The following is a 5,724-nucleotide window of genomic DNA, read 5'->3' as shown; positions in this document are numbered from 1 at the left end:
GGGTCGACCCCCATGCCCGCCACGAGGAAGCGCACGGGTGCGTCGGCGATGACCTGGGTGTCGACCATGACAGCGGCGGGGTTCTCGGGATAGAAGAGGTACTTGTCGAAGCTGCCGTCGTCGTTGTAGATGACGGAGAGGCCGGTGCAGGGCGCGTCGGTCGCGGCGACGGTCGGGATGATGACGACCTTCTTGCCGGAGTAGTAGGCGGTCGCCTTGGCGGTGTCGACTGCGGAGCCGCCGCCGACGGCAACCACGGCGTCGATGTTGTCTGCCTCGACGATCGCCTGCATCTTGGCGATCTCGCCCTTGCTGGAGATGCCGCCGAAGACCTCGTAGCGACGGTAGTCGTCGGCGTCGCCGAAGCTCTGCTCGATCTTGTCGTGGCAGGCCTTGTAGCCGCTGTTGGAGCACACGAACAGCCAGCGCTTGCCCATGTAGCCCATCTCCTCCTGGAACTTCAGGAGGGCACCCTTGCCCTGGACGTACTTCAGAGGCTCACGCATCGCACGCAGACGCTTCATGACAATCCTCGATTCAGTCATGGCGGATGATGTCGCCGACGCCGTCCGGCGGCCGGCAGCAATACATGTTAGGGCAACAATTGCGGGCGACTTGCCGCGTTCGGCAACTATATGCCCCGGATTTATTCACTGGCTTGGACAAGGGGACCTCGTCTGCCTGGCGGGGTCCCCTAGAGGCGCGCGGCGTAGCTCGCGATTGCCGCCCTGACCTTCTCCACCTGGTCCTCCTTCACGACGTCCAGGTAGGTCGGCGTCACGGAGGCGAGGTAGGCCGCGTCGAAGGTTCCCGCGTCCTGGCGGGCGAAGCCCTCCTCCATCAGGCGCTCGGCATCGTCGCGCCTCTCGTCCTTGACCATGCCCATCGCAAAGTCGTGGAACATCTTCTGCGGCATGTTCATGCGCGTCCTCCTTGGGGCCAGTCCTCTCGCTTGCCTGCGGGCATCCATTCTCGCCCAAAGCCTCGTGTCAACAAATGCCATCCGGCAAGTTCACGTCAAAGCCCGAGCGCTTGGACGGATTGGACTGCTCCGCCGTCATGCAGGCTTTGCCGAGGCTATGCCTCCAGCGCCTGAAGCAGGGAAAGCAGTCGGTCCGGGCTGGCGCAGGGCACCACCGCGTTCTGGATCAGCGCCTTGTCCTCTGTGACGAGGTAGCTCGCGTGAATGCGCTGAGCTGCGGCCATGATGAGGTCATCCTCGAAATCAGGGTGCACCACCTGCAGCTTGTCTGCATACCAGCAGTCAGATGCGTCGAGCCCCACCGGCATCGCGAGCTGACGCATGTTCCTGACGCACGCCCATGCCGCATTCGTTGCCGCGAGCGCCGCAGATTCCGTGAGCTCGCCGTCCGCCCTGCGAGAGCAAATCTTGAACTCGGTCTTCAGCAGGTAGAAGATGTCTGCTGCTGACGAGATGGAGAAGTACAGCTCCAGCTCGCGCTCGAGGGCAAAGGTAATGAGGTCTCGCGCCGCGTCATGACCAGGACGACTGCCCAGGTAGTTGTTAATCCAAACGTTGATGTCAAGGAGGAGCCTGCTGGGTCGCTGCATTATTCCGACACCTTTGGCGCATCCGCATCCGGGCCGGCAGCATGGCCTAGCCGCTCCCGCGCCGCTCGTTCGCGTAGCTCCTCAAGCGGGGTCGCATCAGAGAGGCAGAACTCAACCGCCCTGGCAGAGAGGCCCGAATTGCGAACGATGTCCCATCCTTCGTGGAGCGCCGCAAGCCGGTCAGCCACACCGGAAGAAGCACTTCCCTCCGTCTTGGGAGGCAGGAGGCTCGCACCAGAAAGAACCTCTGCCAGCAGCTCCGGTTCCTCCTCATGTCTCACGGCGAGCTCCCACAGGCCTCGGACCGCCTTGGTTGGCGTGAGACCAGCCTTCATGAGGACCTTGTCCCCTCGCTCCTTCAGCAAGGCGTCAATGCGAGTGTTCATCTGGACCACCATGACATCCACCTTCCCACCTCACCTCGCACTGTGACAAATGCTCGTATAGCAAAGATAGCATATGTATAGCGCAGGCGCTCTGGTCGAGGAGTCAGGAACATCTGAGAAACAGGGTCCGCAAGGTCGCGCGCCGGACATGCCCGCGCGGATGTGACCACGACGAACGTGCATGCGCAGGCGATTCGAACTTCACCCATCGCGGCGCGACTACACCGTGATCTCTATCTGGTTGCCCTCGAAGTTACCGCATCCCGCGATGTCAACAGGCCGGAGAACCGCCGGTCCGTGCCCGAGCGACGCCCGGACAGACCCAGGGCGCCCGGTATCGTCGCCCGCATAGGCAAATTTGGAGAACTCACGCGCATGCACTAGGCTTCTGTTTTGTTAGCCAAGGCATACACGCAGAGGGGAACCCATGAGGTACGTCTACATCGCCGTCGGATGCGTCACGCTCGCCCTGGGGACGCTGGGGGTCGTCCTACCCATCCTGCCGAGCGTCCCGTTCTTCCTCGTGACCCTCTACTGCTTCTCGCGCAGCTCGCAGAGGCTGCACGACTGGTTCGTGGGCACGGGCTTCTATCAGAAGAACCTCCGGAGCTACGTGCAGGAGAGGGGCATGAAGCGGGCCGCCAAGCTGCGCGTCATGGCGATGGTCACGCTGCTCATGGGCATCGGCTTCGTCATGATGCACTCGCTCTGGGCCCGCATGGTCCTGGGCGTCGTCTGGTTGGGGCACGTCGTCTACTTCATGGGAGTAATCAGGAGCCTGCCCGAGGAGTAGGTGGGGCTGGCCCCGCCACTCCTCCGGGCGGGGTCGCAGGCAAGGGCGTCGTTCAGAACTCGCCCGAGATTTCAAGATCGTGCGCTCTCAGGCGAGTTCTGAACGATTCGGTTCCGACGTGGTTGCCAGTCAACGCGACCAGGACCCTCTCCCCTGCCCGTCTCCCCTACCGCAGCCTCCCCACGAACACCAGGTACGAGTACAGGTACAGCCAGGCCGTGCCTCCCAGGATCAGCGCGACGAGGAGACCAACGAGCAGCTCGCCGCCAAGCGCTCCCGCGAACAGAGCCAACGCGAGCATCGCCGCGCCCCACACCACGCTGACGATGCCGCCCATGCGCTGGGTGCGGTCCCAGTTGTGCTCGTCCGCCAGTGCCCAGGGGGTCTTCACACCGAAGGTGTAGTTCTGGCGCACGCGCGGCATGTAGTTGCCCAGGGCCACGAACAGGACGCCCAGCCCCGCGAAGGTCAGGCTCCCGACCAGGCCGCTCCCCTCGGGGATGAGTCCGAAGACCGTCGCCTCGGTGACCCAGCTGAACGCCATCATGTACAGGCTGAACCCGCAGACGAAGCCACGCCACACGCCCCAGGAACGCTCGTAGCCCTCCCGACGTGGGTCGATGGACGGTATCACGCGGAACAGCAGCAGAAACAGGAACGGCAGCGCCGCCAGTATGAGCGCCATGTACCTGGGCCCAAAGCCGTTGACCGCGCCGGATGCCCCCCAGTGCGTGGGGACCTGCTCCGGAAGGCTGGGATACACCAGCAGATGCGCCACGAAGTTGACGAGCGCGACCGCAGCCAGCACATAGACGAAGCGCCGCGAATGCCTCTTGACCGCCATTGCGACCTACCTCTCTCCAAACGAGTAGAACCACTCCATGACCTCTTGCAGCACAGTCATGTTGAGGTGATAGACGATGCTCTGGCCCTGGCGCTCCGAGCTCACCAGGCCCGCCGAGCGCAGGATGCCCAGGTGGTTGCTGATCGAGGGCTTCGAGATGTCGAACTGCTCGGCAATCTGCCCCGCGCTGAGGTCACCCGCACGCAGGAGCTCTAGGATACGCCGCCGCGTCGGGTCCGAGAGCGCCTTGAATGCCTCCCCCGCCATTGGCTCTTACCTCCTCGTTTTGATATTTATCCAAATGACTAATTACTGGACGAGAGTATGCGCGCGACGCGGCCCGAAGTCAAGCGGGAACGCAAGTCGCACGAGGGCGTGAATGGCACGAATGCGTAAGTGGCACGAAAAGGCGTTGCGGCGTCCTGGAACTCCTGGGAACATCGTCGTCTGGGCAGACGAGAATCAATGCGTACGCACTAAATTCAGCTCTTCTCGCCTGAATTGATGCGAACGCACAAAATCTATTAGCTTTCGTTATAATTGATGCGAGCGCATTCGAGAGGAGCGGCGATGCCAGAGACGCGCGTCACCAACGCAAGGGACCTCGGCGCCCTCATAAGGTCCACGCGCAAGGAGCAGGGCTTCACCCAGGCCGAGCTCGCCGAGGGCTCGGGCGTGGGAATCACCTTCGTCTCGAAGCTCGAGCGCGGCAAGGGCAGCTCGGAGTTCGACAAGGTGACCCAAGTCGCCCGCATGCTCGGCATCGACCTGTTCGCGCGGACGAGGGGGTAAGTCATGCCAACACATGGAAATAAGCTCCGGATTCTGCGCCATGGCGGATCGAGCACCCTGGTAGTTGGAGAAATCGACCTCAGCACGCGACAACTCGAATACTCACGCCCATACCTCGCCGATTGTACCCAAGGTCGAGCTCATCGCCTTGGGAAGAGGCCGACTCGCCATCTGCGTCGAGCGGTTTGATCGACAGACAACGGTCCTCGAGGACGGAAGGCTGGCGGTGCGAAGGCTCCACCAAGAAGACCTCGCCCAGTCGCTGGGAATCTATCCCGGGTCAAAGTATGCGGAGCTTGACCCAAGCAGTGCGAGCGCCATAGCGCACCTGCTGCGGAATCACTCCTCTCAGCCGCTTAGGGACATACAGGGCCTTGCCCGCATCATGCTGCTCAACTATCTGGTAGGAAACTGCGACAACCACCTCAAAAACCTCTCGCTCATGCACGAGGGGGCATGGACAAGGCTCGCTCCGGCCTATGACATCGTTCCGACCACGCTCTTCGATCGCTTCAGCAGGCAGATGGGGATGCGAATCGGACGCCACGGCATAATCGACGAGGTCATACCCGAGGACTTCGTGGAACTGGCGAACGAGCTTGGCATCAGCGAAGAGCTCCTACGCCGCACTGCCAAGGAACTGTGCGATGCACTTCCTCGAAGCATTGACGAAGAGGGAGAAAGGCAGGCCCGAACAGGGTTCGAAGCGCTCGCCTACGACGCCGAGAATCTGATCGCAGACATGCTTCCCAGGAAGGCGACATTGGAGAGCTTCGCGCAACGATAACGTGGATGTGGTTTCCTACTCCAGCAGACCCTCCAGGTTGTGGCGGAAGCGCGCACGGTCCTCCGAAGCGAAGGCCGCCGGTCCCTTGGTGCGGCCACCCGCACGGCGGACCTTCTTCTCCTCGTACCGGATGAAGAGCTCCATGTCTATGGTCGCCCTGTCGAACACGCGACCGCGCACCCCGATGGCGGCGGCGCCCCTGCCCAGGACCATCGCCGCCAGGCCGATGTCCTGGGTCACCACAATGTCCCCCGGCTCCAAGCGCTCCGTAATGGCGAAGTCCGCACTGTCCGCCCCGACGGAGACCGCGAGCACGTCCACCCAGAAGCCGCGACGGGCGTGAGCGACGTCGCGGGGGTCGTCTCGCCTGACATGTCGCTCCAGGTTCTGCGTACTGTTGCCGGCGATTACCACGGGCACGCCGCGCCTGCGCGCCACGGCAAGAGCGTCGGCCGTCACGGGACACGCGTCCGCATCGATGTACAGCGTGGTCATGCGGCTCCTCTCGCCTGGGCGCGCGGGATGGGCGTGCCGTCGGGCCGTTGCGGGG

Annotated in this window: 10 protein-coding genes; 3 read left to right on the top strand and 7 right to left on the bottom strand. The window is 63.0% G+C overall.

What is annotated here, in order from left to right:
- From BQ7388_RS10815 to BQ7388_RS10800, 4 genes are all read right to left on the bottom strand, one after another.
- Positions 1-545, bottom strand: a 545-nt coding sequence (locus BQ7388_RS10815; protein ID WP_234946963.1) for an iron-containing alcohol dehydrogenase, incomplete at its 3' end; no start/stop codon positions are given.
- A 149-nt stretch (positions 546-694) separates the two neighbouring features.
- Positions 695-922, bottom strand: a complete 228-nt coding sequence (locus BQ7388_RS10810) for a hypothetical protein (protein WP_072500666.1) — start codon at positions 920-922, stop codon at positions 695-697.
- A gap of 155 nt (positions 923-1,077) precedes the next feature.
- Entirely contained in the window at positions 1,078-1,572 is a 495-nt protein-coding gene (locus BQ7388_RS10805) for a type II toxin-antitoxin system VapC family toxin (protein WP_072500665.1), read from the bottom strand.
- On the bottom strand, positions 1,572-1,979 hold the full coding sequence (locus BQ7388_RS10800; RefSeq protein ID WP_129583267.1) for a hypothetical protein: 408 nt from the start codon (positions 1,977-1,979) through the stop codon (positions 1,572-1,574). Before BQ7388_RS10800 ends, BQ7388_RS10805 begins: the two co-directional genes overlap by 1 nt.
- A 406-nt stretch (positions 1,980-2,385) precedes the next feature.
- On the opposite strand from BQ7388_RS10800, the gene BQ7388_RS10795 reads away from it, so the two are divergent.
- Complete coding sequence (locus tag BQ7388_RS10795) at positions 2,386-2,751, top strand: YbaN family protein (RefSeq protein WP_072500663.1); 366 nt, start codon at positions 2,386-2,388, stop codon at positions 2,749-2,751.
- Between the two features lie 166 nt (positions 2,752-2,917).
- Here BQ7388_RS10795 and BQ7388_RS10790 read toward each other — a convergent pair whose 3' ends face one another.
- The gene (locus tag BQ7388_RS10790) at positions 2,918-3,595 is read right to left on the bottom strand and encodes an SdpI family protein (RefSeq protein WP_072500662.1); all 678 of its coding nucleotides are present in this window, start codon (positions 3,593-3,595) and stop codon (positions 2,918-2,920) included.
- Between the two features lie 6 nt (positions 3,596-3,601).
- Positions 3,602-3,862, bottom strand: coding sequence for an autorepressor SdpR family transcription factor (locus tag BQ7388_RS10785; RefSeq protein ID WP_009278798.1), 261 nt, complete (start codon positions 3,860-3,862; stop codon positions 3,602-3,604).
- Positions 3,863-4,165: 303 nt separating this feature from the next.
- Here BQ7388_RS10785 and BQ7388_RS10780 point away from each other — a divergent pair, with 303 nt between their 5' ends.
- Together BQ7388_RS10780 and BQ7388_RS10775 are read left to right on the top strand one after the other, a co-directional pair.
- A complete protein-coding gene (locus tag BQ7388_RS10780; protein ID WP_009278797.1) occupies positions 4,166-4,387 on the top strand; it encodes a helix-turn-helix transcriptional regulator in 222 nt (73 codons plus the stop codon).
- A 64-nt stretch (positions 4,388-4,451) separates the two neighbouring features.
- A complete protein-coding gene (locus BQ7388_RS10775) occupies positions 4,452-5,174 on the top strand; it encodes a HipA domain-containing protein (protein ID WP_072500661.1) in 723 nt (240 codons plus the stop codon).
- A gap of 15 nt (positions 5,175-5,189) precedes the next feature.
- Here the strand turns inward: BQ7388_RS10775 and BQ7388_RS10770 are convergent, their stop codons facing one another.
- A complete protein-coding gene (locus BQ7388_RS10770; RefSeq protein WP_072500660.1) occupies positions 5,190-5,669 on the bottom strand; it encodes a YaiI/YqxD family protein in 480 nt (159 codons plus the stop codon).
- Between the last annotated feature and the right edge of the window lie 55 nt (positions 5,670-5,724).

The sequence above is a fragment of the Olsenella phocaeensis genome (assembly GCF_900120385.1).
Classification (GTDB): domain Bacteria; phylum Actinomycetota; class Coriobacteriia; order Coriobacteriales; family Atopobiaceae; genus Olsenella_I; species Olsenella_I phocaeensis.
The sequence above is the reverse complement of the archived record's forward strand: the minus strand, read 5'-3'. Positions and strand labels throughout refer to the sequence as shown.